Below are 26,631 nucleotides of genomic sequence, written 5' to 3'. Positions count from 1 at the left end.
TACTCTTGTAGTTCTTAATTTTGATTTAAATAACGTTTATACGCATTATTTTGTATGTCTAAAACTTCTTTTATTCCCATATTTTCAAGTGTTTCTAAATACTTATCAAAAGTAGCATCAATATCTTCAACACCTAAAATCCATTTTTGAACTACTTCAGCAACATAAGTTTTAATAGGTGCATTTAATTCATTAAGTCGATCTTGTTCTTCTGTTGTATAATTCATATATGGGAATGATGGGAAAAAGCAGTCTGCATTAATATACATTTCCATACCTTGTTTAGCAATTGGATTAATCCACTGTTTTTCATAATTAAAATCTTGTTGGTATGCAAGATTAATTTGTATCCCTCTTTTTCTAAGAGCAACTAATACATTATCCTCAGATAATACTTCATCTTTGAATACAGGTATTCCATCAACCATTGTATAATCTTCACCTTCAATACCAAAGTTAAGCAATCTTCTACCTTCTTCTGAATAGCAGAAATCTAAGAATTTAATAGCAGAAATAGGATCTTTGCACTTACTTGAAATAGCTGCTCCACGGTTGTTCCCTGTTCCTCTTGAACGACTTTCAATTACTTTACCTGAAGTGGATGCTGGAGGAAGAAATGGTACCCAGTTAAATCCATCAATAGATGATTTTAGTTTATCATTGTAAGAAGCTGTACTTCCAAACCAATCATGAGTTGAACCACCAATGTTATCATTTAACATAATATCTCTTGCTTTACCACCTCTAGTAAATAACTCAGCGTCAATAAGTCCTTCTTTATACCATTTTGCTAATTCTGTCATAGCAACTTTAAATTCCGGTTCAATATGTCCATGCTTAATCTCACCATTATCTACATAATATTCATTTTTAGCATCCCACATATATAATAAATGTGTTAAAACAGCTTGGTTATCCCTACAGAAATAAGGAACTTCGTCATTAGGATCACCATTACCATTTGCATCTTGTTCTTTAAAAGCTTTTAATACATTATAAAATTCGTCTACTGTCTTTGGTATTTCAAGCCCTAGGTTATCTAACCAGTCTTGTCGAATATAATATCCAGTAGCTGCTTGGCCATCATTGAAGTTAGGAACATAATACATATTTCCATCTGGACCTGTTGCTGTTTTTTTAGCTTCTGGATATTGGTCAAGAATAGCTTGAATGTTAGGAGCATGTTCTTTTATTAAATCTTGTAAAGGTATATAAGCACCTTCAACACCATCTCTGAATAATTCATTTCTATAGAAGAATATAATATCTACTATATCACCAGAACTAATCATCATATTATAAGCCTGTTTTTGATCTGTTATACTATCATTAAGAACCCCTTTTAAACTAACATTTGTTAGTTCTTTAATCTTCTTTATAACAGGATAATCATCTTTAAATGGTTTATCTGAATATTCAAACACTTTAAAGGTAATAGCTTTATCTGATACTAACATTGAATTTGCTTCTATTTCATCATTATTATCTTTTGACTGGTTATTGTCAGTACTACTTGAACTTTCCTTAGATATTTGGTTATCTGTTTGTTTCTTTTCACCACATCCTGAAATGGCTAATACCATTATTAGTATTAATAAAACACTTATAATTTTCTTTCCTCTTAACATAATCTTCCTCCTTAAATTAAAACCTCTAAACATTTATTAACCTTTTACAGCACCCATCATAATACCTTTACTAAAATATTTTTGAATATAAGGATAAAGGATCATCATAGGAACAATGGATACAATAATAGTTGCATAGATTAAGTTTTCAAGCCCCAAAGCTGAACCTACATCCATGTTTTCTGTAGAAACAGACATTTCAACAATCATTTTTTTTAATACAACCTGCAAAGGTATTTTACTATTATCTTTTAGTATAATCATAGCCCAAAAGTATCCATTCCATCTTGTAACAGCATAAAACAATCCAATTGTAGCTAATGCAGGTTTTGATAGTGGTAAATAAACCTTTCTTAAAACACTAAAATCATTAGCTCCATCTATTTTTGCTGCTTCTTCCAAAGATCTAGGAACATTTTCAAAAAAGGTTCTAAGTAATATGACATTAAATGTGGAACATGCAAAGGCTATAATAATTGTAATCCTTTTATCTAGTAAACCTAAATCTCTAAGATTCAAAAAAAATGGAATGATACCTGCATCTAGCCACATAGTAACAACAATCATTATAGTAAAGAATTTACGTCCAGGTAATTCTCTTTTTGATAAAGGATAAGCCCCACATATGGTAATAAATAGATTGACCCCTGTCCCTACTAATGTATAGAAAATAGTATTAGCATAACCTAACCATATACCTTTCTCTTGAAAAACATTTTTATAGGCCACCCATGTTATATCTTTTGGGAATAGTAACACTTTTCCTGTAGATACCGCATCTGCAGAACTAATAGATGCCGATAATACATAGATTACAGGATATAAAGCTATAAAAGCTATTAAAGCTAATAAGATATAATTGAATCTATTAAATATCTTTTCTCCTACACTTATTTTCATTATTTCACACCTACCATAACGAAGTCTCTGACATTCTCTTGCTTAATCGATTGGCCGTCCAAACCAAGATTAATGATACGACTGAATTAAAGATTCCAACAGCTGTTGCAAAATCATATTGACAATCAGCTATTCCTGATCTATAAACATAAGTACTTATTACATCTGCTGTTTTATAGGTAACTGGTTGATACAATAATATAATAGCTTCATAACCAACTTTCAGAATAGAACCCATCTTAAGAATTAATAAAATAACAATAGTGGGTACTAAACTAGGCATAGTTACATGTAATGTTTGTTTCCATCTATTAGCACCATCAATCTTAGCAGCTTCATATAAATTTTGATCGATACCAGCTAAAGCTGATAAATACACAATTGTACCAAATCCAGCTTCCTTCCATATGTTCATACTGGTAAAGATTGTCCTAAAATACTCTGGTTTGGTTAGAAAATATATTTTTTCTCCACCTAGTTTTTCAAGAATAATGTTTACAATACCATTAGTAGGTGCTAAAAAATTAGTTACTATACCTGCTACAACCACAGTTGAAATAAAATGTGGTAAGTATATGGCTGTTTGAACACTATTTTTGAAATATTTATTTTTAACTTCATTTAACAACAAAGCCAATATAATAGGTAATGGAAATCCAAATACCAATCCATATAAATTAATTAAAAAAGTATTGACTAAGGTTCTCATAAAATATGGACTATTAAAAAAAGTTGAAAAATGTTTGAATCCTACCCAAGGACTCGCCTCTATTCCTTTAAAGATACTATAATCTTTAAAAGCAATTTGAATACCATACAAGGGTTTATACAAAAATATAATATAAAATAAGACAAAAGGAATTAGCATTATATATAATTGCCAATAACGTAATAAATTAGTTGCCTTATTATTAATAAAAAAAACTCCTTGTTTATTGCTCACTCTAAGTCATCTCCTTTCCACTTTATTATAGGCTCATAGTAAGCAAAAAAAAATTGTCAAAAGCAAATATATATCATTTATTTGCTTTTGTCCATACACCAGGAGTCATCCCTTCTAGCTTTTTAAATCCTCGAGTAAATGTTCTCGTATTGGTATAACCTACTTTTTTTGCAACTTCTTTTACCGTATATTTCTGTAATAATTCCTTTGCTTTTTTAATGCGTATTTTTGTTATAGTATCTAAAATACCTTCCCCATTCTTTTCCTTATATATTTTTGATAAATAAAACGGATGCAAAGAAAAATATTCTGCTATAGTTGAAATATTCAAATCTTGATCATCTATATTCTTTATTATATAGTTTTGTATATCGTATTTGATGTATTTATCCGCATTATTATTATAGTTATTGACTCTGTTAGAATAAGTCTTAATGATATCCAAAATACCATTTTTAATGTCAATAATATTATCATAGCTTAATAAACGTTCGAATAAAATTACTTCATTAACAAGTTCTTCTTCATTAACTATATTGGAATCTTTATATACTTTTATTATGGTACTTGATAACTCAAGTACTAGAGATTTTGCTACCTTTGGCAAAAGGGTATTGGCTTCAAAATTCTCTTTGAAAATACTGTTCAGAACTTTTTTAGCTTCTTCATAATGACCACATTGAATAGCATTAGATAATTCCCTTTCTTTTTTTATAGGATAATAGTATTTTTCAATATGATTTACGTTCATAATGTCATTATAGTCTAATATTTTATCATCTCCCATAATCAACTTGTAATTAATTGTTTCTAATACTTCTTCATAAGCCATTACAATATTTGATATACTTTTATGAATATTACTAACTGCTACGGTTAATTCAATATTAAACTGGATATCTAGGAAGTTAACTGCTTCACTAATACGCTCTATAAGTTGATCCTTATGATCTTGATTACTATTCATGTTAATAAGACATATTAAAACTCCATCTATATAGAGAATGTGTCCTTGTTCCTTTATACCAATAACTTCTTCAAAAACATTGGTTATAATAAACTGTATTAAATGAAAGTTATAATCATCCTTTAATTCATCCCCTATACTATCTATATAAATTAAAGCTACTGCAAATAAATCGGATTGAAAATTCAAGTCAATCTGGCGTAAAGTTTGATCACTATAATTAATCTGCTGACCTTTCAATAATTTTCTTATAAATTCATTTTTAAATATATTTTTCTGCTTATTAATGAAGGTATCTAATTTTTTATTTTCTGCATCCATCATATTAATATATTCTCTAATAATATGAAATTCATTTTGATTTTTAACATTTGTTTTTTGTTTTCTGCCAAAACTATTAATCAATTGCTTAATAGGCTTATAATTTTTATTAATAATAAAATACACTAAAGTACTACTTATAATTAAATATATAATCATAAAAAAGAAGATTTTGTTTTGTATTATTTTAGTTTTTTTAGCATAGATATCTTTTGGTATTATATATAAATATTTCCACTGTTCATTTTGAGAAGTCATATATGAAATAATGTTGTTATCATAAATTAATAAATCTTCATTATCCATTAGCTTATCTTGATAGAAATCTTTCGAAATGTGATATTCATTTGTTGAGAATACAATATTATTATCTTTATCAATAATAGCTAGTGTACCATTTAACTGATCAATGGAGTGTATCACAGATTCCATAATAATTGATAAATCAAGAATAATACAGATATTGCCGTATGCTTTATCAGCATTAAATATGGGTAGAGATTTTATAAACATTACTTTGTGATTATTATTGCCCTTATTATTTATAACATAATTATAATGCTTATTATTCATAATCCCCAGCCATTCTTCGTAACTATCAAAATCTTGATAAGCATAATATTCATAATAATGTTTACTATCCATAAATATTGAATCAGTTATAATTGAATCAATAAAGGATAAATAAAAATAAAATCGCTCAGACTTAAAGGATAAAAAATATTTATTATATATATTATCCATAAACTTATGAATATTATATCGCTGTTCTCCCGTTATTGGCTTGTTATAATATAATATTTTTTCTAATTGAGAATTCATAGCAATCTCTGAAATTAACGCTTTTATTTCTATGTATTCTTCATCAACCGTTTGCTTAAACTGTTTCAGCACTAATTGATTATTCAATCTAACTTCATCCATCATGAGTTTATTAACATTGTAACCGTTAAAACCGTTAAATAGAATAGAAATCAGTATAATAACCGAATAGCATACAACCCATGTTACATATACTCTTCTAATTTTAAAAATCTTCATTCTCAGTTGTTCTCCCTTCCAAGAGATAAATTGGAACTTGTTGTTATTTTGGATAGAGTAAAACTGTTGACTATATCAACAGTTTTACTCTTTTAACCTTTTTCTTAGTAAAGATATTTCCTCTATTATAATTATTTAATTTTCTTTAATTCCAACTCAATGGGTTTAGCATCTTTTACCATAAATTGTATAATACTGTTATTATTTTCAATTACTATTTTCCTACATTCTTTTCTTTTTCCAATACATTCCCATTTTCCTTTAATTTTAATTGTTAATAGGTACTGTTTACTTGCATTATTAATCCATTTTCTAGAATAAACACTTACTTCTTTTCTATTGCCATCTTTGTCATATTGACTTTTATCAGTGCCTTTATATAATCGTAAATCAGGGTCACAAATACTCAATATAACTTTTTCATCTACCTCTTTGGTCATAACCATACAAGGTGTGTCTATTGATGCAACGAGACCTTTATCAATATCTTCTGATATTTCAAAAAATGCATATCCCATGATATTTGTTTCATAATCAAAAACAATATGTGCCTTTTCATCCTTTTGAATGACTTCATAGATTGAATTATTAAGTTGCATATTTTTTATATATTCCAGTTCATCATAATTGGATTTAATTATAATCATATACTCATATTCACCATTCAGTGGTGCCTTTCCATGTTCAATAAAAGCTTTTGCAAATCTTCCCTTAGTATCTTCCCCTGTGTTTTGTGCCTTTGAATACTGAATACCTTTTTTTATACTTAATATTTGCCCTGCTGGTAAATAATATCCATTCTCTTTGTTATCCATTATCCATATTCCCTCATTTATGGTATATGTAGAGCAATAATTGGCATTAGTTATAATTTTTTTGTTAATAATAAGTTCTTGGTCTTTAGGACTTAAATGATTTTGAAATAGCGTTGTTCTAGTTGGATACATCCTATTATTGTTATTTATATTACTTCCCAAGCATATTACTCTATTATTAAAGAAAAATACAGACTTTCTTGCTATATGACTTCCTTCGTATTTTGGATGTTCATGTAATTTCATAGCGAACATACCATTCTCATTTTGTATATTAAGTCCTCCTACAAATGTTTCATCTGACAAAAGCATTTCTTCATATCCACTATAGTTATCAACATTTGTAACCTTCCCTTTCATCTTTTCCATTGGTAGATGAATAGTTGTTGTTCCAGGCCAACTACACCAATCCCACCCCTCTTGTACATATCCACTATCTCTATTATTAATAGGACTTCCACCTGCCATAATCTGTAGATGTCCATGAGTAATATATCTTCCGTATAAATTAGCATCCATATAACTTTCATTAGCCCATAAATATCTACTGTGTCCTCTTGCACCTACAAGCCAATCATCTCTTCTATGTATTGCCAATGCTCCATAATTCAATGACCAATGACCCCTTAATTCTTCTGCCTTAATACCATATTTTCTAAATATTATTGCTGTTTCATCCTTCTTATTGTCTATTAATCTTAAATAAGCAGCTGCCATTTCTTCATCAATACATCTTTTTCCATCTGGTGTTCCCGCTAAGGCTAAATACTTAAATGGTAATAAATCTAGTTCACAATGCTGGCCCTCTCCCTTTGGGTGACGAGCTGATAGACTCACTAGCCATTCATATTTGTTACTATATAACCTTAAACATAGTGTAACCTTTTTTACTAATTTATGTCCTTTTTCGGATAATCGAAATAAAGTACTTCTTAATAGGTAAATAATAGGAGTTACTCCTTTTAAACCACCTATAGTATAAGCTGGATATAAATTACAATGATGAAATCCACAACCATCCTGTTTAAAAGGTCCTTTTAAACCATCTTTCTCATCTACAGCATAATCTAGCCATTTGCCATATTGTTTCAGTAAGTTTACCTTCTTGCTACTGTGTTTTATAATTAAAATACTTGCAAGCATGCTTAGAAGAAATGTATTAAGTACATCCATATTACAACCTTCAGCTTCATAACTATTATAAAAAATTCTTCCAAGTCCACTAAACCAACTCATAGTTTTTTGAGTTCTTTCTAAATAACCTTTTTTCTCAATAACTTCTTTCATTAAGTATACTGCCTTATAATAATCTTGAAAATCATATCCAAAATGATGATATGTTCCTATGCCACTACCTTCTGCAAAGCCTTGATAATATAAATATTCTAAAAGTGTAATAAACATATCTTGTATTTTCAATTTATTAACTTGATTACTTCTATAATACAATAAAGCTAGCCTATACATAAGGTTTATATAGCTTTTTACATTAATACTATTAAACTTCTCTGCATATTTATTAACATCATACACATCAAATAACTCAAAGTATCGTAAGAAGTCTACACTTCTACCTTTAATAACATCTTTTTTGATACTAATGTTATATTTTTTATATTCTTCTATTAAAGAATCTAAGTCGTCTTTTTTATCTATTAAAATATATTCTTTAAACCTCTCACTAATAATATTACAATCATTTTTCATTTTTGTAGTAACTTCATTATCATATGGAGCATGTTTCTCTACCTCTGAAAAAGTAAATAAACTCATCCAATGACTATTCGATTTTCTATCTGCTTCCAAATTGACAAAAGGCACCTGGTAATCCCTTGAGTGAAATCTTGTATCTATAGGTACTGATAATATTATTTTATTTATGTAAAGAGTATGATCTACAATATTTTTTGGTGCCTTAATAGTCAACAAATTCATATCTTCTATTGGAGCACCTTCCATATCCCTATCATACATAACCCAACAACAACGCCACCCTTGAAAATTAAGTCCAAAACTAAAATGACAATATGGTATTTTTTCATCTTTTCTACCAAATTCAAACTTTAATTTATCTTCTATTGGAATTTCATTATAGATCCATATCACAAAACTATCCCTTTTCTTATCAGAATCATTATCATTTGATTTTCTATATCCAATTTTTCTATTTATAATAAGTTCACTGTTATTTTTAAATTGCCATTTTAAAGAAGCATTTCCAAATTTATAATAGGAATTAGCTATAGATAATACAGCATTATTATTGGTTTGAATAAATTCAGGAACATTTTCTTCAAATAATAAAACTGGTATTCCATTATAATTTTTCATTGTTATCCCTCCATTTGAATTCTAATATTAACCCAAAATAAGCCAAGTTATTTACCCGGCTTTGTTTTTTTATACTCTTTTTAACCTTTAACTATAAGATTTCCAATCTTTTAACATTCTAACTAAATCTTCCATCTAGAAATAATCTCCCTAATATGTTCATTTAATATTATATAATCATATATCGTAATAATTGCTATTTTAAAACACTGTTTTTAATGTATTAATATAAATAGTATTTATTCACTTTCTATTATAGATAAATAATTCAATAAAAAAATTGACAAAATCAAAGTATTTGATATTGTCAATATATAAATCATTCAATATATTATTATATTAAGAACTTCAAATCATGGGAACAATTTCAAATATTTGTTTATGTCCTATTTTATATGATTATATAAATCAAGTATATAATGATTTACCTTACACCAACCAAGATAACTTCTTGCCAAACTATGATTTAAACCATAATCTAACATTTCATTACCCAAGTTGATGGTTCGTTCAACCATATATAATACTATACAAGCAATATATAACCTCTCGGCTATATAAAACCAATATAAGCACTATATATGATTATTGCTCGGCACTATATGATTATACCTAGCCTTATTACAATCTAATAAATTTGATTATAATAAAACTATTGTTAACCATATAAAACCTTCCGTGGGATAATATATAAGCTTATACATATATACTATCTTTAGTTGAATTGACGATACCTTTATAAAGCATATTCAATTCAAGCTCAACCATTATATACCCGATAATATTATGATGACCATTTAGCTTCTAATATATATTAGAAATTATTTCATACAGTACAGCTATCTCGTTACCTTTGGAATTTGAATAAATCTAGTTCTGGTCTTTTACTATTTAGATATAAATCTTTTATTAACTGTCCACAAAGAATACCATTAACAATACCATTAGAACCATATGCTAAAGCAAAATAGGTATTAGGTATCTGAGGATACTCTCCTATATATGGCAGACCATCTTTAGTGACACCAAATAGACCACTGAATTTATATTCTACTTCAATGTCTTTTATATCAGGGAAAAATGCCTTGAGTTTTTCTAAGAGGATATCATATTTCTTAATAGAAACTGTATCTTCATTAGTTAGATTAGACATTTTACTACTCTCTTTACCTACTTTTTCATCTTCTCCACCTATTATGATTCTATTATCAGTTGTTGTCCTTAGATATATATACGGATCATTATCATCTCTAAATATGCAGGTATTATGCCAGCCATGAAATTCTTTTATTGGTTTTGTACATAGGTTGAATGTTCTTGTTAAACTTACTACATCTTCTTTTATATAGTTCTTGCTTTCATATCCCGCTGCCATAATTACTTTCTTTGCTTTTATACTAAAATCATTTGGAGTTCTTAATAATACATGGTTATCTTGGGATTTAATATTATTGATTTCTGTATTCTCATAAATAGTAAGCCCATTTTTTACTGCTTCTTTTATGAGTGCATTAGTAAACTTGTATGGATTAATTAATGCCCCTCCAGATTTTGAATATATTCCTGCTTCAAGTGAAAAGGAAAACTTATCTTTTGCACTATTTTTATCTAAGAATTCAACGTCAAATCCATATTTTTTCCTAATATAAAATTCTTTTTTTAATGGTGGGATATGTGAGGAATTGGAAGTATAATATAAGCATTCTTTTAACTGGAAATCACAGTCATCTTCTAATGTATTAACAATATCTCTTATATCATAAACAGCTTTTTCACTGAGTTTAAAGCATTCTACAGCCTGTTTTTCACCAATCATATGTGATAATCCCCATAGGTCAGTATCAACTTCATATTGCAATATGGCTGTCGATCCTCTCGTACTTCCATAACCGATGATGTTCTTATCCACTAAAACTGTATTTATACCTTCTTTAGTTAGATAGTAAGCAATAATTGCTCCTGTTACTCCACCACCTATTATAAGAGCATCACATTCTATATTGTTACTTAGGTATGGGTATTTATTAGGTACTTTAGTTAGATTAGTCCAAATCATGTCACCTGCTACTAATTTCATAGTCTCATCTCCACAAAATATACTTTTTCTAACTCTATTATCTTCATTATGTTTTTTTATTATACACGTTAAGTAACTGAGTATTAAATAATCTATTCTGCCTGTTAATCCTATCTACTAATTTTCGCTTAAATCCTTCTGGTCCTACCACTTTTAGAATTGGTCCGTATGATAACAGTTGTATCAATAATTCTGATTCGTCAAAGTCATAATAGTATATTTTAACTCTGCAAGTATTGGTTTCTTCGTCATATTCTGAATTTCTTTCATAGTTGGAAAGATGGACAAATACTCGTTCAAAGCCATTTCTTTCATTATTTAAAATGATTTCTATTGGTTCGGGCATTTTATGATTGTATATGTACTCAGATATACCTGATGGATACTTGGCTTGTTCAATAATCTCTGCTCTTATTATCCTTGCCACATTGATCTTGCTATGATATACGATCTTACCTCGATTGATTAAAACTGCGTTCAGCCGAAATTTATCATCTTTAGCTGAGTATTCTATTCTGTACCCTGCGTAACTTGCACTTCTTCTTACACTTTCTGAATTCAAGTATGTTATGTTAAGACATTTCTTATTATTAACTGCATATAATAATTTTCTAAAATTATTAATGTAATCATATCATCATAAGGATCTCCGTCTTTTGCTTGACCTATGTAGATTATTGTATCTTGGTCAAACAATTCTTCTACATCTGCTAATTTTTCCTTTAATACATTTAATTCTTCTTCATCCAAGAACAACTGTATTCTCTTATCTATTAATAATGTTTTTATCCATCTTAACTCCAGTGTTGTCAATAAAACTGATGGTTCCTTATCTAGTATAGATTGGTAACCTTCTTTATTCTTGGTTAACAAATTATAACTATCTTCATCATCGTTTATAATTCTAGGAGCTAGAGTCAGTAAAGTATCTCCAAAACCTTGGTTACTTATCAAATCATAAATATACTCCACTGAAACGGTTTTATCTTGAGCTTCATTCAATATTTCACTTATCAATCTATAATATTTTCCGTATACTTCGCTAAACAGACTCATTATCTACCCCCATACTTTCCCACCTTTAATTTAATGTAGATAAATTAAAGGTTTACCTGCATAGCATATTGAAGTTGGAAAGTTGAGGTAACTATCTATATTTTTCTTCCTTAAGAGCTCTAAAATACTGTTTAGTCTCAAATGATATAACTCCACTTAAACCTATGATTCCAATAAGATTAGGTATTGCCATCAATCCATTAACGATATCAGCTATAACCCATATCAAGTCTAGTTTTAGGAACGCCCCTACTCCTACTAATGCTATAAATATTAATTTGTATGGTATAATACCTTTTACACCGAATAGATATTCAGTACATCTTTCACCGTAATAATTCCATCCTAGTATTGTTGTAAATGCAAAAAAGATAAGTCCTATAGTAACTATGAATTCTCCACCAGCTATAGGTAACCCCTTCTTGAATGCCAAGTTAGTCATCTTGGCTCCTGCAAACTCTGATTTGAATGCTCCTGTCATAACTAATGATATACCTGTCATTGTACATATTATGATAGTATCGAAAAAAGTACCTGTCATAGATATTAGACCTTGTTTAACACATGAATCAGTCTTAGCCGCTGCCGCCGCTATTGGAGCAGAGCCAAGTCCTGATTCGTTAGAAAATACTCCTCTTGATATTCCGTTCTGAATAGCTTTCATAACTGTTGTACCTAAGAATCCACCTGCAGCTGCCGTTGGTGTAAAAGCACTATTTATAACCAGTGAAACTGCACTTGGTACAGATTTTATATTATATATAATTATTGTAAGAGAAGCAATTATGTATAAAACGGCCATAAAAGGAACAATGTATTCACACACACCTGAAATACTTTTTATTCCACCTAATGTAACGAAAGTTACTAACAATGTCAATACAACTGCTGTCACTGCTACAGGAACATTAAAAGTAATGTTTACAGCAGTTGTTATAGAATTTATCTGTGTGAATGTTCCTATACCAAAGAATGCAACACCAATACCAAATATAGCAAAAAGTTTAGCAAGAAATTTATTCCCTAATCCTTTTTCTATATAATACATTGGACCACCTGACATCTGACCATTCTCATCTACTACTCTATATTTTACTGCTAATAATGATTCAGCGTATTTAGTTGCCATGCCAAAAAATGCAGCAATCCACATCCAGAAAAGTGCTCCTGGACCTCCTGCTTTTATAGCTGTTGCAACCCCGACAATATTACCCGTACCTATAGTCGCTGCTAAAGCAGTACATAAGGCAGCAAAACTAGATACATCTCCATCAGCCTTATTGTCTTTGTCTTTTCCAAACAGATATTTGAGTGCTAGAGGTAGTTTAAAGACCTGTATAATTCCAAGTCTAATTGTTAGATATAGCCCTGTTCCAACTAATAGTATAAGTAATGGAGGTCCCCAAACCACACTATCAATTCTCTTAAATATTTCAATCATTGTATCCATCCAAAATCCTCCGTCTTTAATAATTTATGTCTTGATATAGAAAAATATAGTATCTTATTGCAATAAAAAAAGCCAATGGTATGATTCCATGGCTTACTAATAAGAAAAGCCAAATCATATGATTTGACCTCTGGTTACAAAATATATTCTATAGTGAATATATCCTCTGTCCTTTTACCTGAGAGTTTCACTAATCATCGATTAGTTTTCCCCTTCGGTGCTCATAAAGAGTCTCTCCAGAGGTTCGTCCAAAAGCGGTCGATAATTCTTCCGCAATCTTCATCCGAACATATTTACTTTTACATACATATTATAACAGCATTTCTCATTTTGTAAATATAAAATTTTATCAATCATAAAATATGTACTATGCTATAGTTTTTATATATGTCATCAATAATTGAACACCTACAGCTAATACAAGTGAACATACAGCAGTGATAGGTCTTACAGCACCTTCTGAAACATTTAATATCTTACCTTTTTTCTCTGCTTTTGCAATTAACATTATGATGAAGGCATTAACCAAGTTATTAATTATGAAGAATTTCAACAGATATTCTTGTGGTCCTTTACTAATCATTCTGGATGGAATACCAATATTGAATAGAAATACTGCATCTAAAAAGTATATGATTCTCCATGAAAAACCTGCTAATAATGCACTAGAAAATCCTATTTCCTTGTTTTTCTTAACACTCCATGTTACTAAAGCCATTACACTCAAGCCTTCTAAAACTATCGCAAAAGCTGGATTAATAACTTTTACAGGATGAGAGATAGGCATAAACAAATTGACTAATTTAATGATACCTGCTATCAAACTTGAATAAAAAATTACCGACAGATTATTACTCTTCTTATAGGCTTTACGTAAAATACAATACCCAATAGGAAACATAATACAACCACTAATACCAATAGTACTTAAATTCAATAGATATCCAAGTGTAGCTTCTGTTATACCCCAAATTCCTCCAAAAAACAAAGCGTAAATTAATGTACTTTTTAATCTGCTTTTCATCTTTAACACCCTCCAATAAATTTCATACTATTAAGTTTATACATAGATATCAATTATATATTTATTATATATTATATCACTTAATTTTATTTTGTTCAATTAATTCAATGTATTTTCAATTAATTACTTTATTATCTTACTTTTAATAAAATGCAAATAATTATTAGTTGCTTTAAGAACGACTTATAATCAGTTGTAATTATAAAAAATACTAATAATTTTAATATGCCATTTTTTTAGTTATGTATAAAATATATTTTTTACTATATAATATAATTAATTCAACTTTTCTACCACCAAAAATCAAGTATAGCAAAATATTTTTGTAGTGGATAAGCTGAATAAATGATCTTTATAATAAACAAAGGAAGGATATGTATTATATGAATAATTTAAATTTTATCTACAATAGGCATAGTGTTAGAAAATTCACTAACCAAGAGATTCCGATGGAGGATATAATGAAAATACTTGAAGCTTCTACATACTGCCCTTCAGCAAAAAATGCTCAAAATTGGCATTTTGTTGTTGTGAAGAATACACAAAAGATCGAAGAGATCGCCAAATCTATTGAAAATAAAAATAGTGAGATTGCTGATAAATTACATGATGAAAGCAAAAAAGCATCTTTTACCAAGTTCATTAGATTTGCTACTCTTTTCAGAAATGCTCCTGCTGTAATTCTTGTATATGCTAGTTCCTATACTCCAAACGGTCTTGATGAATTACAAGAAGCTGGTGGTTATGAGCAAGAAATAAATCACATAATTAGTATGTCACCACAGATGCAAAGTATAGGGGCACTAATAGAAAATTTAACTCTAGCTTCTGCAGCAATGGGTTATGGAACTTGCTGGATGACAAGTGGTAACTATGCGGCTAGAGAAATATCAGAAGTTGTACAATTCAATAATAATGATTTTTCCCTTGCTGCTATAGTACCAATAGGAGTTCCTAACTTACCAATTAAAAGTCCTAGTAGAAAATCTATTGAAGAAGTAATTTCAATTATTGAATAATAATTCTTAGCCTGATTATCAAGAGATTCATATGGATAGACTACATGTTGATAAAAAATAATATGAACCATTACATTGAGCTGGCATTTTCATATATTTTTTTTACTTCATCTTTATTGATTAGTCCATTTAGAATAAATGCAATTATAATAATTCCAGGGATATCTATCAGTAATCTTGTTACAGCAAATCTTGCTCCTAGAGCTGATATTTCAAATAAGAACATTGGTATTTTGGTGGTTGACCAAGCCCCTATGAATATTAATACATTACTGAATTTTACTCCTTTTTTCATGAATACAGCTGCTATAGGAAACGCTCCATACAGTGGTCCTGCTGCTGCTGAACCTAGTATTATTGATAGAACTATTCCCTTAATACCTGATTTATCTCCCATGTATTTCATCATGGTCTCTTTTGGAACCCATACATCTAATAATCCTAACAGTACAAAAACAGGTGGTATGACGAGAATCATTTCTTTTAGATTACTGCCTGTAATTTTTATGGCTTTTAATCCTATCTCTCTATTAAATATTAATAGTAATATTATTGTGGCTATGATGATTAGTGCAAAAGTATATCTTTTTAGCGTCTTCATAATCAAGCTACCACCTTTCCAATGATATATGCAACGATAAAACAAAATACAAAGGCTAATATATTTCTTATTATGGTGAGTTTTTTACCAAAGTACTTAATCTCAACAGGTGCTGTTATTACGCCTACCATCATTAGTGCTGATATGAATGCACCTATTTGCATATATCCTGCTCCACTTTCAAGTAACATTGCAGCAGTTGGAAATGCAACGAATCCTGGGATTAATGTTACTGCTCCGACAACAGCTGAGGAAATGACCCCTATCCAGCCTGATCTAGCTCCTATTATCTTGGAGATGAATTCAGCATCAAATATTGCTAGCAATATACCGACAAACAGTATTACTCCTAGAAACTGAGGAAGGATATTATTAAATGATTTCCAGGCTTTTTTTAAAGCCTTTTTGGTTTTTTTCTTATCTTTATAATATGATATAATTAGTAAAATAATAGCTACTAGGTACATTATATAACTACTCATGGTTATGGACTCCTTTGTATTCTTAATAATTTCTATATTTCTTCTTATCAACTATAATTTTCTATAGTCTTCTTTTAATGTTGTTAGTGTATCCAAGATTATTTGTTGCATCTCTTATAGTATACTAAAAAAATCTAAAGTTGCCTATCCAATAATTTACTTTAATCATCTAACCCCTTATGAATTACACTAAAATATATGCTCTATAGCTTGTAAATACAAACTATAGAGCATATATTAAATATAATAAAATTAAATTTTGATCTCTAAAAAATATGTAAGCTATATAGGAAGTATCTAAGAACTACTTATAAATCAATCTTAGCAACGAGTTCTTCGTACAAAACTTCACCTGTTTTCTTGAATCCTACACTTTCATATAGTTTTTCAGCTACTTTATTTTCTGGTTCAAAGCTAGTATAAAAAGGCATCTTGCCATATTTTTCTCTTATGAAATCCAGAAGCTTTAGTACTGCTGCTCTTCCATATCCCTTTTTCTGATGTTTTTGGTCTATCATTAATCTGCACATAGCCATACTATTATCTTCTTCATCAATCTCATACATGATAAACCCAACCATTATATCGTCATCATATATTGCTAATGGAAATAAATTTTTTCCATAATGAGCTTCTAACAATGAGTATGAATTAGGTGCGACAAATTCTTCTTGCTCCTTAAAAACCTTTAAATTAAAGCATTCTTCCCAATTATCGTTATTTATCTCTTTAAATAGTATATTCATAATACCCTCCATATTTCTATTTCTAATTATTTTATTAGTTTATTTTCTTACCTCATAAATGAATGTCTAGCTAGTATTCCTGTTTTCCGTTCTATAGTTTTTTCCATGCCTTTTCTGTAATCATCCATATCCAAGCCTGGAAAATCGTCTTTTACAATATCAACCATGTTCATTCATCTATATCTTTGTAGTCTGCAAAGTCTATTATATATTGATTGTTCCTTTCTATGTCATAAGATAATTATTATATTTACTCATATAATAACATGATAAATCCAATCGTGAAATGAGAAAAATATTTCCAAAAGATGGGGATGATTTTTTTCTAACCTAGTTCCCACCGAACCGCCTTGAAGAACTAAAGGAGCACCTAAATTAATAATACTAAATTTATACACATTTATCATCCTTGGCTCCAAATTATATAGAGAACATTGAAAATATAATTCAATATTTAACTGAGGTTATGGAATAACTTTAAGTCCAACGGAGGATGTATTAATGACAAAAAAGATAAGTATTGCAAGCATTTCCTTTTTTCTGCATTTCTACTGATTATGATTATCAATGTTATAATGATAATCAGCAACATTAATCATTGAATTACTTGGTTTTGATTATTTTAGCTATAGATGCTAATAGTAAAATCCATATATTATAGACTATTGTTTGATATAATAACACTTTCAGACCATATGCAGATGGTATTAAGCCTGCAACAACGTTTGTCCAACAAAACCAGTTATCAATATAATATGTTATACAATTGTCGATTCTTAACTTGATGCAAGCATAATATATTATGGCTAATAATATATTATAACAAAATATGGTAGAAAATATGAAAATGGATTATTTCTGTAGTTTGTAATTTTGTTTAATATTACGTATGATAGTATGTAAATCATTGATATTATGATAAACCATATTATTGCTGATAACATCATAGTGCTTTCTTCATTATACTCAAGTGGAAGTTGTTGAATAAATTTAATGTTTAATGTATTTAGTAGGTATATAACCATTATAGTTGCTATATATGTAAATATATATTTATAATTATTTTTTTTAATTATTTGTCCCATATTATTCCACTCTCCTTGTCTTGCCAATCTGAATATCTTATGGCTATGTCCAGTAATGTATTTTGTACTGTAATTCTGTCTTCCACCGTTACTCCCCACCAATCTTCATACTTTTTATCACCTATAACTAATAATTCTTTATACCATTCACTTAGCTTTTTATAATTTTTTTCTTTACCCTTTGGAACGTCATCTTTAATATTGTCTAATAATTCTTCTATACTACTCATTTTATCTTGAATTTCTTTAGCTGCCATTAAATTTACTACTTGTTCTGGATCACAATGATATAACGTTTCTGCAATTTGAAAATATGAATCATAAAAACCCTCCAAGAATTCATTATATGTATTGCCTTTCTTATTGCTACAACCTGATGTTATACATAATACTACTAACAAATTTATTATACAGTATCTCTTAATCCTACTCATTAAATCTCCCTTTATAATCATAATCTACCACGTCCAACATATTGCTCAATAACCTTTAAGTCATTATTAAGCTTTTTCTTATAAATTTTTTCATTTTTATTCATCATAATCAGTTTATCAATATAGTTGAGCTGACTCTCTATATAAATTTTATTATAATCATTATTTTGATAAATTTTATATGTCTCATTTTCAATTTCTTCTTTCATTTTTTCCAAAACTCTAATCATTACCTTCTTATATCCATACAAATCCATAAAATACCTATAATCAGATTTCAATATATATTCTAGTTTTTTAGTTGTTACATAGATTTCATTTTTCCTTGCATCTGTCCAGCCAAAAGCATCATCAATATTACTTGGTTTTTCACCGGGCATATTTTCATTAGTACTAGCAACATAAATCATAAAACTAAGAGGTACAGCAAAATATATATTTCCTCCTGTAGCTTCTACTGCTGCTCCGGTCTATCCCATATGGAGATAAGGTTTGTTCTAACTTTTAATAAATTTTTATCAATTTGACTTCTAATATTTAGTATAGCTTTTATTTTATGGGATGAAATGCATTTTTTCGTAATAATTTCTTATTGTATGAATAATTATGAAAATCTATCTGTCATCTATTTCTTTGGTGGTGATACCTGATCTAACAGGATTATTCCATCATATTGTTGTTTCGGTATAAATTGTGATACATTAGACCTTATAATCTCTGCAGTCAAACCGTCTTCGCTTGCATATTGATTGGTAAACATCCATTTATTGAATTTATTTTTATTTTTATGCTGGGATAGATCAACAAAAGAGGTTTCGTATCCACTTCTACTTATTATTTCTTCTAAGCTATCTTTTGGAACTGATGGTATATCAAAAGGCTCTTGTGTTGTTATAGCTGATGCATTACCTCCTTGCATGTATAATCCTATTACATACATATCGTTTCCTAACTCTTTACTTAATAGTTCTCCCATACTCACAAAACTATTAATCCATTCATCACTCTCCAATGCAAACATCTGTGAAGTGTTTTTGGCAATATGATTATTATGTGCCCATAAGATAATTTTTTTATCTGGATTAGCTTCCATATACCACTTTACGTTATCTGCCATTATAACATCTCTTATTTCGTATCCTTCAACATTATCTACCATACTCATTCTAACAATATTCATTCTGTTTTCAAGTGTACGAAGTGCGCTATCTAACAGCATATCATTTTTGCGATATATAGCTTCTAATGTACTTCTATTGTCTTTTATGTACTCAATTACTTTATCATAATCTGATGTGTATTTATCAATAATCTTTTGATATTTTTCTCTATGTCCTGTATCAAAACCATATTTATTAATTAGTGTATAATAACTCTGGAAAAATTCTACTTCCATATTATAATAATCTCCTGCTACCTTTTCATCAACTTTTTCTAACCAATGTGCCATATATTCAATAAAATACATACTGGTGAATTGCATATCAAAACCAAAAAGATCAAGAGGATTGTCGGTTTCTTTCTGCTCTTTTATGTAATCAAATAGGTCTAGAGTTTCTTGTGAATGCCATACTGGTAAGACACTATATTCCATCATTTGTTTTGCTGTTAGATTTTTACTGTTCATAACCATTTCACACTCGCCTAGTCCTGATTCAAATCCTATTGCATCATATCCAAGTTCCTCATGTAAATATTTGATTAATCTAGTTTTTATTGTTATGTAATCTCCTACACTATGAAAATTTTCTCCTAGAGAAACTATCTTTTTATCTTTTAACAACGGTTTCAAGAACTCCAAGTCACTGTAATCTTCTGAATCAAGAGGTGTTATTTCATCTACATTTTTATCATACCATTCTTCAGTTGTTTTAACCTTTCCACATGCTGTTATACTAAAAATTATTACTATTATTAATTGTACAAGCATTCCTTTTTTCAACATATTTTTATTCCTCTCCTATCATAAAAGCTATTTCTAGTATTTATTCCTTATCAATTTCTTAGTATATTATATATTAAAAAAAGTTCATATTCCATTGTAATAACTTACATATACAAACCCAATCTTACATTTTTGTAATCTATATTTCATTTCTTTAGTGTATTACATTGAGTTATTATAGCATATTATAAATTAGATATTAAGCTTTTACAATAATATATTAGACATCTTCATAGAGCCTTTAAGTGGATATGAAATATGGAAAAGATACTGCCAATAATAAAGTCAGTATAGAAGCTCAAAATATATATAACAAAATAGATAACCGGCTTAGTAATTAAACTAAGTGGTTATCTATTCTGTATTAATTAATTTATTGAACTATTCTTGAATTCTATAGCGTCAATCTTGTTTGTTTCTTCTGTCTGGATATAAGTTATAACTACTTGGTCACCTTTTTCAGTAAGTGCTACCAATGGATATTGGTCAGCTGATACAATGAATAGAGTATTATTTCCTTCTATCTTAATTAGGAAATATCCTTCTTTGAATACTCCAACCCTTGAAACTGTTCCAAAGCTATGGTCAAATGAATCAAATTGCTCACTTAGTGCATTAGTATTATTCCCCTCTGTAATCAATATTCTATTGTACTTAGTCTGAGCTTCTCTAAGTGTCTTACCCCATGCAACTGCTCTATAATTTTTTACTGAGCATAATGCATAGCCGACTACATTTCCACTATTCCCTTTTAGTGTTGATAGATATGTTGGTTCACCATTGATGTTAATCAAATATGGATATTTGGCTGTATAACCAGCATTTTGAACTAATTCTTCCATCAAGCCCATTGCTTTTTGTTCTGTTGATCCTGATATCCTATTATAGTGTGCTTTACTATTTCGAGGATTATATATTAAGAATCCCGTTGTGGCTTCATCTCCTCCATAAGACGTAATTCCTGTATAGAAATATACATTGCCGTCTTTGAAAACATATCCGATACTTTCTGTATTCTTCAGTTTTCCTGTATCTGAAGGATTCCACCAACCATTGATATATTTTCCCCAATAAGTCAGTTGTTCATTAAATATTTTAGCTGAAGTAACTCTATCTACCCATTCAGGCTGCTCACCTTTTTTATAAAATTCAACATCTTTTGTTACTGGGTCCACTATTACTACACCTTTGACATCTTTAGTAGAAAATCCAGTTTTATGTGTGTAAGCTGTTATAACCCATTTTGGATTTCCTTCTGTGTCTTCCTCGAATGAATAATCAGTCAGACCGTAATTTTTGTATTTTGAATATACTACCCTCTTAAGATCATTGCTAAAAAATGCTGATGGTGCAACACTGAATTCTGTATCAACAAATTCTGCCTTACCTGTTGTTGCATTTACCTTAATATATCCTGGTATTGATTTGTTCTTGATGTATTTAAAAAAGCTTGAGTGTTCAAGTGGGAATAACCAAAATGGTTTACCCTCTATTACAGAAAGTGTCCCGTATTCTTCTGATATAGAGTACATTGAGCCAAGTGAAGGATCTTTTTCTGTAATTAACTTTTCACCAAACCTTATTGCATCTGATTCGTCCCATATTATGAGGTTTTCCATATCTACGTTAGAGACTGTTTCGTCAAATACAACTTCTTCAACATCTAACATTTTCTGTTTTGTACCAGCGTTAAATATTGCTGAAGATGCGATTCCACCAATTATTAGGTATCCAACTGAAAGCAAGAAAATTGCTGAACCTATTATAACTGGTAATTTACTGCTCTTTTTATCATATACTCCAATGTAACCAACTACTGTGATTACTGCAGCAAAAACTATAATTACTAATATTACCCCTACGAATTTTAAGCTCATAACTGGTAGTATTAATATTCCAAGCAGAAAGCTGATTATAGCTCCTAAGACTACTCCTATTATTGTATGTTTCATGATGTATGCCTCCTAAAGCTTTATAGTATAAATACACATAAAATATTTTATTGTGATATTAATATCGTTTATACTATTATTATAGAATCACATAGAAAAAGTCTCAATAACAAAAATGTTACATTCATCTAATAAACTGACTCATATTTGATATATATATTAGATTAATGTAGCATTCATATAATTTGCCTTATTTAATTGTCTTTTTTACTCATCTATATCGTATCTTAGAGAATGTTTTTCTATTTCTATTTCTATATCGCTAAGTAATTTTTGTATGTTTTTGATCTGAGGTATTATCTGCCTTAGTCTGATAATCTCATTTTTATCAACGATTCCATCGGCCAAAACTTCAAATAGTTCATTTTTGAATGATTCCAGTACCCTATTGGCATTTATCAATCCATAACCAGATTCAAATAGTGTTTTGGGAGCCGTGTATGGATGATCCTCTTTACCAATGAGACAGCACTCTGAACAGTGTTTGCGTCTTAAAACTGGATTCTCATATACTTTACTCATTGCGTATACAATTTCTGGACTTGGTGCATTTTCACCTGTTTCATATCTTCCTAGAGTTGCAGCACTGACATGTAATCTATCAGCTGCTTCTTCTCTGTTGAGAGGACATGGATTGTTGTCATTGAATTTTTCTCTTGCTTCTCGATAGATATTTCCTTTTTTCATTTTTTTGTTCCTTTCCCACATTAGCCTTATTCTTTATACTTTTATTAACCTAATCCAATTATTAGAATATTAATATAATAATATTGAATAGTGATTATCTTTTTATGATAAGTTTATTATACAAATTGAGTATGGGTTTGTCTATGGTTTTGGCATGAAAAGATTTTCATATGTTTATATTATTAAAATTGTATAGTTAAATAATTCATATTGTGTTAATACTAAATCTATGTAGTTTTTTTAAGAGTTTCATAATAAGAATTATAGGCAGGAGAATATACATGTTTAAGAAAAGCAATTATTTACTTATATTTATACTATTTATTATCATAATAATTCATTTAATAAAACCTATTAAATACCTCAACTATTCTAATATTGATAGAATCGTAATCATTAATGTAGCTGAGAAAGGTCAAGATCCTCTAACACTTAGCAATAATGATTTTTTAAAGCTTAAGAATTCATTAGGTAAATACTCTTTATTAACATTTACCACGGATGTTGATAAAGTCATATATAATTTACGTATGGATTTATATGATGATTCAAGTAAGAAATATAGTATGTATTTATACTCTGATAATATAAATAATAATAAAAATACAACTATCTACTTTGAAAATCAATATTATAAAATCAATTATGATATTATTAAAACCCTTGAAGAAATTTTAATAGATAATAATTTTAATGATTTTAGCTAATGATTAAGTACCTAGTTAGCTATGATAAACAGCTTATTTGATATATAACGCTATTTTGTATATATAAGTCTTCTATTTAATTATTTTATTCCTACCACTTTTTTTCGCTATGTATAAATTATTATCTGCTCTTTTAATAATATCTAATAATGAATCATCTGTCCTATATTCTGCAACACCTCCACTAATTGTTATTTTAATATTTTTACTCCCTATAATCAATTTACTTAATTTATCTCTAGCCCTATCAGCAGCGATATAAGCTTCATCAAGTTTGGTACTTGTCATAATAATCATAAATTCTTCGCCACCATACCGACCAAGAACATCAACATCTCTTACTGTTGATGCTAAGAAATTTGATACTTCTCTTAATGTTACATCACCTTCTAAATGACCATAAGTATCATTGACTTTTTTAAAGTGATCAATATCAAAAATAACTATAGAAAATGTTTCATTGTATCTTTTAGCCTTCTCAATATTTTGGTTAAGTTTCTCCATTAAATATCTTTTATTATAAATATTAGTTAAACTATCTGTTATAGTTAATAGTTCTAATTCTTTTGTCCTCTCATGTACAAGTTCTTCTAAAGTAGTATTAATCTCCTCTAACTCCTCTTGCTTATTATTTAGCATCAATATATAATCCCTTAATTTAATAGACATACTATTAAACGACCTAGTTAGCTGACCAAGTTCATCTCTTCTATTTGTTTCAATTTGTATGCCCCAATTATCGTTAGTCATTTGATTCACTTTACTATTAAGAGATTCTATTGGTTGCATTATCCATCTAGAGATAATTGTATATGCAATCAATATTAATATGACAACGGCAAAAAATATTATACTGAATTTTAAAAATAGCATCTCTATATCACCTATTAAATCATCTCTAGGAATTGATATCATTAGATTCCAATTTATTTTATCATTATAAGAATACTTACTAAAACAATAATAGTAATCTTCTCCCCTTACTTTAATTCTGTCTTTTATTTCTTCATTAAAATAATGATTATATTTAGTGATTACTCTATTATATCCTTCTCTAATTACAGTATTTTTACTTTCTACAGCAGCCAATCTAACTTGTGACCCATTAATATCTTTAAAAGGTTTTTCACTTGTTGATGATGCCACAATTAATCCTTTTTCATCGACTAGACAAACAACACTATTCTTGGTTATTTCTATAGTTTTTAGAAATTTCGACAATTGATCTAGTAAAATATCTGTTCCAAAAACACCTATTTTTACTCCACTAGGTGAAATAACTGGGTAAGAAGTACTCATTCCTAAAATAGGTTCCTGAGCACCAGAATAGACCCCAGTCCAATATGGTATCCCATCTTGATTCGCTTCAATATACCAAGGTTTTTTCCTTGAGTCAAACTCTACAGATTTAATATAATTTAGGATATTACCATCTTCATCAGCTTCATATATTCTAAACTCTCCAGCTTTCATATCTTTAGTGTAAGAAATTCGATTAGTACCTTGATATAATCCTGATGAGACTATTCCACCATCACTATTAGCAAAATATGCATAATCAATAGCAGTGTTGCTTTTTACTTCGTTTAAAAGTATTCTCCCCAACAGCTGTTCATCCTGCAAATTGAGTTGTTTGTTTTTTACAAGAATAGCATTATATTTGTTCACCATGACAGGAATCTCAAAATAATCATCTAAATGGTCATAAACATGATTTTTAATTCTTACTTGATTAGTTTCTATAACTTTTGCACTATACTTAATAAAGAATGTTTCAATTTGATAATAAATTAAAGAACTACCTAATAGCAAAATTAGAAAAACTGGAATTACAATTATGGTTCTAAGAGATAATTTATTAACTAATCGAAAATATACAGATTGTTTTTTCACTTAAAAGCCCTCCTCTTAGAAACTATTATTTCAATGTTTTTCGACAACATAGTACTAAATTAAATAAATCCCTCGATTTTTTTATTTACCTAAACAAATTATAACACCATTTGTCATGATATTCAATTTAATCAAAAAAAGTCCAATATATGGTTCTAATTCATATATCGAAGTTATATGAAGTGTTAAAAAAGATGACGTCCCATATCATAAAAAATATACCAATTATCATTCTTTTCATATTTATTTGCTCCTAACATTAAAATGCTAAGCTATATTAGTTATATATAGCTTAGCGATATAGTTAGCCTATAGTATATCATATACTCTTTGTTTTTGTGTAAGTGACTGTTAAATAGTCTTGAAAAAATGTTAACACTGAAATTCCGTAAGCGACAAACCCACCACACATTCAATTATTAGTATCTCCATGATATAATCCAATTCATGGAGGTGTTTTAATGTCAGATATTAAAACTGATAAAGAGTGGAAAGAAATTATTAGTTTATTTAAGAAAAGTGGATTA

21 protein-coding genes and 1 riboswitch are annotated in these 26,631 nt (G+C 28.9%); of the genes, 2 read left to right on the top strand and 19 right to left on the bottom strand.

Annotated features, from left to right (window positions below; all coding sequences use genetic code 11):
• Positions 1-14: 14 nt before the first annotated feature.
• The 10 genes from N4A55_RS00585 to N4A55_RS00540 form a co-directional block, all read right to left on the bottom strand.
• Complete coding sequence (locus tag N4A55_RS00585; protein WP_293753455.1) at positions 15-1,628, bottom strand: extracellular solute-binding protein; 1,614 nt, start codon at positions 1,626-1,628, stop codon at positions 15-17.
• Positions 1,629-1,664: 36 nt separating this feature from the next.
• Complete coding sequence (locus N4A55_RS00580) at positions 1,665-2,528, bottom strand: carbohydrate ABC transporter permease (RefSeq protein ID WP_293753454.1); 864 nt, start codon at positions 2,526-2,528, stop codon at positions 1,665-1,667.
• Positions 2,529-2,538: 10 nt separating this feature from the next.
• Positions 2,539-3,471 carry an ABC transporter permease gene (locus N4A55_RS00575; protein WP_293753453.1) on the bottom strand — a complete coding sequence of 311 codons (933 nt, stop codon included), beginning with the start codon at positions 3,469-3,471 and terminating at the stop codon, positions 2,539-2,541.
• A 73-nt stretch (positions 3,472-3,544) separates the two neighbouring features.
• Positions 3,545-5,800: a helix-turn-helix domain-containing protein gene (locus tag N4A55_RS00570; RefSeq protein ID WP_293753452.1), complete on the bottom strand. Its 2,256-nt coding sequence runs from the start codon at positions 5,798-5,800 to the stop codon at positions 3,545-3,547.
• Between the two features lie 131 nt (positions 5,801-5,931).
• Complete coding sequence (locus N4A55_RS00565) at positions 5,932-8,946, bottom strand: chondroitinase family polysaccharide lyase (RefSeq protein WP_293753451.1); 3,015 nt, start codon at positions 8,944-8,946, stop codon at positions 5,932-5,934.
• An 847-nt stretch (positions 8,947-9,793) separates the two neighbouring features.
• Positions 9,794-11,023 carry an NAD(P)/FAD-dependent oxidoreductase gene (locus tag N4A55_RS00560; protein WP_293753450.1) on the bottom strand — a complete coding sequence of 410 codons (1,230 nt, stop codon included), beginning with the start codon at positions 11,021-11,023 and terminating at the stop codon, positions 9,794-9,796.
• A gap of 46 nt (positions 11,024-11,069) precedes the next feature.
• The gene (locus tag N4A55_RS00555) at positions 11,070-11,585 is read right to left on the bottom strand and encodes a hypothetical protein (protein ID WP_293753449.1); all 516 of its coding nucleotides are present in this window, start codon (positions 11,583-11,585) and stop codon (positions 11,070-11,072) included.
• A gap of 5 nt (positions 11,586-11,590) precedes the next feature.
• Entirely contained in the window at positions 11,591-12,079 is a 489-nt protein-coding gene (locus N4A55_RS00550) for a hypothetical protein (RefSeq protein WP_293753448.1), read from the bottom strand.
• A 91-nt stretch (positions 12,080-12,170) separates the two neighbouring features.
• Positions 12,171-13,529 (bottom strand): alanine/glycine:cation symporter family protein, encoded by a 1,359-nt coding sequence (locus N4A55_RS00545; RefSeq protein WP_293753447.1) that lies wholly within the window; start codon positions 13,527-13,529, stop codon positions 12,171-12,173.
• A 156-nt stretch (positions 13,530-13,685) separates the two neighbouring features.
• Positions 13,686-13,779: riboswitch (glycine riboswitch) on the bottom strand.
• A gap of 117 nt (positions 13,780-13,896) precedes the next feature.
• Entirely contained in the window at positions 13,897-14,553 is a 657-nt protein-coding gene (locus tag N4A55_RS00540; RefSeq protein WP_293753446.1) for a hypothetical protein, read from the bottom strand.
• A 383-nt stretch (positions 14,554-14,936) separates the two neighbouring features.
• Between N4A55_RS00540 and N4A55_RS00535 the strand changes: the two genes are divergently transcribed.
• Complete coding sequence (locus N4A55_RS00535; RefSeq protein WP_293753445.1) at positions 14,937-15,572, top strand: nitroreductase family protein; 636 nt, start codon at positions 14,937-14,939, stop codon at positions 15,570-15,572.
• Positions 15,573-15,642: 70 nt separating this feature from the next.
• Here N4A55_RS00535 and N4A55_RS00530 read toward each other — a convergent pair whose 3' ends face one another.
• From N4A55_RS00530 to N4A55_RS00495, 8 genes are all read right to left on the bottom strand, one after another.
• Positions 15,643-16,173, bottom strand: coding sequence for a permease (locus N4A55_RS00530; RefSeq protein ID WP_293753443.1), 531 nt, complete (start codon positions 16,171-16,173; stop codon positions 15,643-15,645).
• A 2-nt stretch (positions 16,174-16,175) separates the two neighbouring features.
• On the bottom strand, positions 16,176-16,655 hold the full coding sequence (locus N4A55_RS00525; RefSeq protein WP_293753442.1) for a permease: 480 nt from the start codon (positions 16,653-16,655) through the stop codon (positions 16,176-16,178).
• A gap of 308 nt (positions 16,656-16,963) precedes the next feature.
• Positions 16,964-17,401: a GNAT family N-acetyltransferase gene (locus tag N4A55_RS00520; protein WP_293753441.1), complete on the bottom strand. Its 438-nt coding sequence runs from the start codon at positions 17,399-17,401 to the stop codon at positions 16,964-16,966.
• 1,072 nt (positions 17,402-18,473) lie between these two features.
• Positions 18,474-18,920 (bottom strand): hypothetical protein, encoded by a 447-nt coding sequence (locus tag N4A55_RS00515; protein WP_293753440.1) that lies wholly within the window; start codon positions 18,918-18,920, stop codon positions 18,474-18,476.
• Between the two features lie 17 nt (positions 18,921-18,937).
• Complete coding sequence (locus N4A55_RS00510) at positions 18,938-19,330, bottom strand: hypothetical protein (RefSeq protein WP_293753439.1); 393 nt, start codon at positions 19,328-19,330, stop codon at positions 18,938-18,940.
• A 215-nt stretch (positions 19,331-19,545) separates the two neighbouring features.
• The gene (locus tag N4A55_RS00505; RefSeq protein ID WP_293753438.1) at positions 19,546-20,865 is read right to left on the bottom strand and encodes an erythromycin esterase family protein; all 1,320 of its coding nucleotides are present in this window, start codon (positions 20,863-20,865) and stop codon (positions 19,546-19,548) included.
• A 368-nt stretch (positions 20,866-21,233) separates the two neighbouring features.
• Positions 21,234-22,817, bottom strand: coding sequence for a hypothetical protein (locus N4A55_RS00500; RefSeq protein ID WP_293753437.1), 1,584 nt, complete (start codon positions 22,815-22,817; stop codon positions 21,234-21,236).
• Between the two features lie 207 nt (positions 22,818-23,024).
• The gene (locus tag N4A55_RS00495; protein ID WP_293753436.1) at positions 23,025-23,504 is read right to left on the bottom strand and encodes a helix-turn-helix domain-containing protein; all 480 of its coding nucleotides are present in this window, start codon (positions 23,502-23,504) and stop codon (positions 23,025-23,027) included.
• A gap of 281 nt (positions 23,505-23,785) precedes the next feature.
• Between N4A55_RS00495 and N4A55_RS00490 the strand changes: the two genes are divergently transcribed.
• On the top strand, positions 23,786-24,211 hold the full coding sequence (locus N4A55_RS00490) for a hypothetical protein (RefSeq protein WP_293753435.1): 426 nt from the start codon (positions 23,786-23,788) through the stop codon (positions 24,209-24,211).
• 72 nt (positions 24,212-24,283) lie between these two features.
• On the opposite strand, the gene N4A55_RS00485 is transcribed toward N4A55_RS00490, so the two are convergent.
• Entirely contained in the window at positions 24,284-26,104 is a 1,821-nt protein-coding gene (locus N4A55_RS00485) for a diguanylate cyclase (protein ID WP_293753434.1), read from the bottom strand.
• Positions 26,105-26,631: the final 527 nt, after the last annotated feature.

Origin of the sequence: Vallitalea sp. (genome assembly GCF_025211055.1) — a bacterium.
Lineage (GTDB): Bacteria > Bacillota > Clostridia > Lachnospirales > Vallitaleaceae > Vallitalea.
The sequence above is the reverse complement of the archived record's forward strand: the minus strand, read 5'-3'. Positions and strand labels throughout refer to the sequence as shown.

Excerpts from the sequence above, each read along its gene's own strand:
- N4A55_RS00585 (WP_293753455.1), bottom strand. The coding sequence starts at position 1,628 with ATGTTAAGAGGAAAGAAAATTATAAGTGTTTTATTAATACTAATAATG.
- N4A55_RS00580 (WP_293753454.1), bottom strand. The coding sequence starts at position 2,528 with ATGAAAATAAGTGTAGGAGAAAAGATATTTAATAGATTCAATTATATC.
- N4A55_RS00570 (WP_293753452.1), bottom strand. The coding sequence starts at position 5,800 with ATGAAGATTTTTAAAATTAGAAGAGTATATGTAACATGGGTTGTATGC.
- N4A55_RS00565 (WP_293753451.1), bottom strand. The coding sequence starts at position 8,946 with ATGAAAAATTATAATGGAATACCAGTTTTATTATTTGAAGAAAATGTT.
- N4A55_RS00560 (WP_293753450.1), bottom strand. The coding sequence starts at position 11,023 with ATGAAATTAGTAGCAGGTGACATGATTTGGACTAATCTAACTAAAGTA.
- N4A55_RS00550 (WP_293753448.1), bottom strand. The coding sequence starts at position 12,079 with ATGAGTCTGTTTAGCGAAGTATACGGAAAATATTATAGATTGATAAGT.
- N4A55_RS00545 (WP_293753447.1), bottom strand. The coding sequence starts at position 13,529 with ATGGATACAATGATTGAAATATTTAAGAGAATTGATAGTGTGGTTTGG.
- N4A55_RS00540 (WP_293753446.1), bottom strand. The coding sequence starts at position 14,553 with ATGAAAAGCAGATTAAAAAGTACATTAATTTACGCTTTGTTTTTTGGA.
- N4A55_RS00535 (WP_293753445.1), top strand. The coding sequence starts at position 14,937 with ATGAATAATTTAAATTTTATCTACAATAGGCATAGTGTTAGAAAATTC.
- N4A55_RS00530 (WP_293753443.1), bottom strand. The coding sequence starts at position 16,173 with ATGAAGACGCTAAAAAGATATACTTTTGCACTAATCATCATAGCCACA.
- N4A55_RS00525 (WP_293753442.1), bottom strand. The coding sequence starts at position 16,655 with ATGAGTAGTTATATAATGTACCTAGTAGCTATTATTTTACTAATTATA.
- N4A55_RS00520 (WP_293753441.1), bottom strand. The coding sequence starts at position 17,401 with ATGAATATACTATTTAAAGAGATAAATAACGATAATTGGGAAGAATGC.
- N4A55_RS00515 (WP_293753440.1), bottom strand. The coding sequence starts at position 18,920 with ATGAGTAGGATTAAGAGATACTGTATAATAAATTTGTTAGTAGTATTA.
- N4A55_RS00510 (WP_293753439.1), bottom strand. The coding sequence starts at position 19,330 with ATGATTTATGTTGCTAGTACTAATGAAAATATGCCCGGTGAAAAACCA.
- N4A55_RS00505 (WP_293753438.1), bottom strand. The coding sequence starts at position 20,865 with ATGTTGAAAAAAGGAATGCTTGTACAATTAATAATAGTAATAATTTTT.
- N4A55_RS00500 (WP_293753437.1), bottom strand. The coding sequence starts at position 22,817 with ATGAAACATACAATAATAGGAGTAGTCTTAGGAGCTATAATCAGCTTT.
- N4A55_RS00495 (WP_293753436.1), bottom strand. The coding sequence starts at position 23,504 with ATGAAAAAAGGAAATATCTATCGAGAAGCAAGAGAAAAATTCAATGAC.
- N4A55_RS00490 (WP_293753435.1), top strand. The coding sequence starts at position 23,786 with ATGTTTAAGAAAAGCAATTATTTACTTATATTTATACTATTTATTATC.